The organism is Streptomyces sp. NPDC055287 (genome assembly GCF_053646035.1).
The window spans coordinates 1-3,809 of sequence record NZ_JBSHNE010000107.1; the positions used below are offsets into that span (position 1 = coordinate 1).

The window sequence follows — 3,809 nt, forward strand, 5'->3', positions numbered from 1 at the left end:
CTCGACACCGTCCTACGCCCCAAAGCCGACGCCGCCTGGAACCTCCACCACCTCACCCAGGACAAAGACCTCGACGCCTTCATCCTCTTCTCGTCATTGGCGGGGCTCATCGGGTCTCCGGGCCAGGCCAACTACGCCGCGGCGAACACGTACCTCGACGCTCTCGCCCAGCACCGCCGCGCACAGGGCCTCCCCGCCACCAGCCTCGCCTGGGGCCCCTGGGCCGACCGGGACGGGATGGCCGGTGACCTCACCGAGGCCGACATCACGCGCATCACGGGTTCGGGCTTCCCTCCGCTGTCGTCCGAGGACGGACTCGCCCTCCTCGACGCCGCGCTCAGCACCACCGAACCGGTCGTCGTGACCACACGGCTCGACTCAGCGGCTCTGTACGCCCAGGCGCGTGCGCACACCATCGCCCCTCTCCTCAGCGGGCTTGTGCGCGCTGTCTCTCACCGGCCGACGCTCACCAGGACGCCGGCGGCGCCTCCCGAGACGAACGGGCCCGAGGAACTGATGCGGGAACTCGCCCCGCTCGACGAGGAAGGGCAGTATCTGCGTCTGCTGCGTCTCGTACGGGCCGCCGCGGCGGGCATCCTGGCTTTCGACAGCGCCGAAGAGGTCCAGAGCGACACCGGATTCCTCGAGATGGGCTTCGACTCGCTCGCCACCTTGCAACTGCGTAATCAGGTCAATGCCGCCACCGGGCTTCAGCTGTCCACAACGCTCGCGTTCGACCACCCCACTCCGGAAGCGCTCGCCCGATACCTGCGGAATGCGGTGCGGGACCACCTGTCGGCCGGTACGGGTCCCGGTGGCGGTGACGTGCTCGACGACCTGGAGAAGCTCGAGGTCTCCCTCGCTGCCCACGCGTTCGAGAACGACCACCTGCGCGGAAAGGTCAGAGAACGGCTTCAGGACCTCCTGTGGACCTTGGACGACGCCCAGGCAGGCGGCACCGACCTGAGCGGCGGTCTCCTTTCCGCGACTGCCGATGAAGTCCTCGACTTCATCGACCGGGAATTCAGTAGCACCACCAACTTCGACGTTTCCAGTGAGGCGATCACCGATGGCGAATGACGAGAAGCTCGTTGACTACCTCAAGCGCGTCACGGCGAACCTCTACCAGACTCGTCAGCGACTGCACGATGTCGAGGAGCGCGCGCACGAGCCGATCGCGATCGTGGGGATCGGCTGCCGTTTTCCCGGTGGCGTGACCTCCGCGGAGGAACTGTGGCAACTGGTGTCCGAGGGGAAGGACGCCGTCACCGGATTTCCGACCAATCGCGGCTGGGACATCGAAGCCCTCTACGACCCCGACCCCGACCAGCCCGGCACGACGTACACCCGCCAGGGCGGATTCCTCCACGACGCCGACCAGTTCGACCCCGGGTTCTTCAACATCTCTCACCGGGAGGCCCTCGCCACCGACCCCCAGCAGCGGCTGCTCCTGGAAACCGCCTGGGAAGCCATCGAACACGCCGGCATCGACCCCACCGCACTCCACGGCACCAACACCGGCGTCTACACCGGCATCTCCGCTCACGACTACGGACCGCGCGCATACGAGGCCCCGGAGGAACTCGGCGGATACCTGATGTCGGGCAGCTCCAGCAGCGTGGCCTCGGGGCGTATCTCCTACACACTGGGGCTCCAGGGTCCCGCGTTCAGTGTGGACACGGCTTGCTCGTCGTCGCTCGTGGCCCTGCATCTCGCGGTCCAGGCGCTGCGCAAGGGCGAGTGCGACTACGCGTTGGCCGCGGGAGTGGCCGTTCTCCCCACTCCCGGGGTGTTTCTGGAGTTCAGTCGTCAGCGGGGGCTGGCGGCCGACGGCCGGTGCAAGGCCTTCTCAGCCGACGCCGACGGCACCGGCTGGGCCGAAGGCGCAGGCGTACTCCTCATCCAACGACTCTCCGACGCACAAGCAGCAGGCCGCCGCATCCTCGCCGTCATCGCGGGATCGGCCGTCAACCAGGACGGTGCCAGTAGCAGGCTCACCGCGCCGAACGGACCTGCGCAGGAGCGCGTCATCCAGCAGGCCCTCGCGGACGCGCGGCTGACTCCCGCCGACATCGACGCCGTCGAAGCCCACGGCACCGGCACCACCCTCGGCGACCCCATCGAAGCACACGCCCTCCTCACCACGTACGGCCAACACCACACCGGCGAGGAACCTCTCTGGCTCGGCTCACTCAAATCCAACATCGGCCACGCCCAAGCCGCCGCAGGCATCGGCGGCATCATCAAAATGACCATGGCCCTCCACCACGCCCACCTCCCCCAAACCCTTCACGCCCACCACCCCTCACCCCACATCGACTGGACCCTCGGAAACGTTCAGCTCCTCAACCACGCACGCCCCTGGCCCCACACCCAAGACCGACCCCGACGCGCCGCCGTCTCCGCCTTCGGCGTCAGCGGCACCAACGCCCACACCATCCTCGAACAAGCACCCCCCACGACAACGGCAAACAGTCCCGAGCCCGAGCCCGATGCCGAAGACGCCCCCGACGCTTCCCCTGTCGCTCTGCCCCTCTCGTCGAAGAGCCCCGAAGCCCTGCGCGACCAGGCCGCACGTCTCGCCCGGCATCTTGAGGACCACCCCGAACTGCCCCTCAGCGCGGTCGGCCACGCCCTCGTCACCACCCGCACCCTCTTCGACCACCGTGCCGTCGTCACCGCCACCGACCGTGCGGAGGGACTAGCGGCGCTGCAAGCGCTCCGCACCGGCCTGCCTCACTCCGCCCTCACCACCGGCGCCCCCATTGCTCCCGGCAAGACCGTCTTCGTCTTCCCGGGACAAGGCAGCCAATACCCCGGCATGGCCCACCGCCTGTACCGCACCAGCCGGCCTTTCGCCGACGCCCTCGACGAAGCCTGCGCCGCCTTCGACCCGTACCTCGGCCACCGCCTCCAGGACGTCCTCTGGGGCAACCACACGGACCAACTCGAGCGCGTCGAGGTCGTCCAGCCCGCCCTCTTCGCGGTCATGACCAGCCTTGCCAGACTCTGGCAGCACCACGGCATCCGCCCCGACGCCGTCATCGGTCACTCACAAGGTGAGATAGCCGCCGCGCACATCGCCGGCGCGCTCACGCTCGCCGACGCGGCCAAGATCGTCGCCCTGCGCTCCCGGGCCATTGCGGCCCTCGCCGGCACCGGAGGCATGGCCCACGTACCTCTGTCCGCCGACGAGACCCTCGCCCGCCTGCCGTCGTACGACGACCTGCACATCGCCGCCCACAACGGCCCGCACTCCACCGTTGTCGCCGGCAACGCCCAGCAACTCACCGACCTTGTCACCCGCCTCAGTCAGCACAACGTCCAAGCGCGCACCATCGACGTCGACTACGCCTCACACACGCCACACGTCCATTCTCTCCGGGCCGAACTCGCCGAGTTGCTTGCCGACATCAAGCCGCGTCCGGGCACCATGGCCTTCTACTCCACCCTCACCGCCACCCCTCTCGACACCACCCGGCTCAACGCCGATTACTGGTACCGCAACCTCGCCAACCCCGTTCTCTTCGAACCCACCATTCGTGCTCTCGGCCAGGACGGGCACACCACCTACATCGAGCCCAGCCCCCACCCCACTCTGACCACAGCCATCCAGGACACCACCGACGACACCGCCCTCACGGCCGGCACTCTGCGTCGGAACCAGGACGATCAGCGGACCCTGATCTCCGCCCTTGCCGAACTGCACGTAAGCGGCCACCCCATCAACTGGACCCACCACACCCCCACCCCCACACACCACACCCCCCTCCCCACCTACCCCTTCCAACACACACCCCACTGGCTCA

At 68.3% G+C, this 3,809-nt stretch carries 2 protein-coding genes; both read left to right on the top strand.

The genetic code is table 11. The features are described 5' to 3' along the window. A partial coding sequence (locus ACWIHY_RS40095) for a KR domain-containing protein (RefSeq protein WP_454381670.1) occupies positions 1 to 1,080 on the top strand: 1,080 nt, incomplete at its 5' end. Further along, positions 1,070 to 3,809 (top strand): type I polyketide synthase (locus tag ACWIHY_RS40100; RefSeq protein ID WP_454381672.1); only part of this gene is annotated, 2,740 nt, incomplete at its 3' end. The genes ACWIHY_RS40095 and ACWIHY_RS40100, both read left to right, overlap by 11 nt.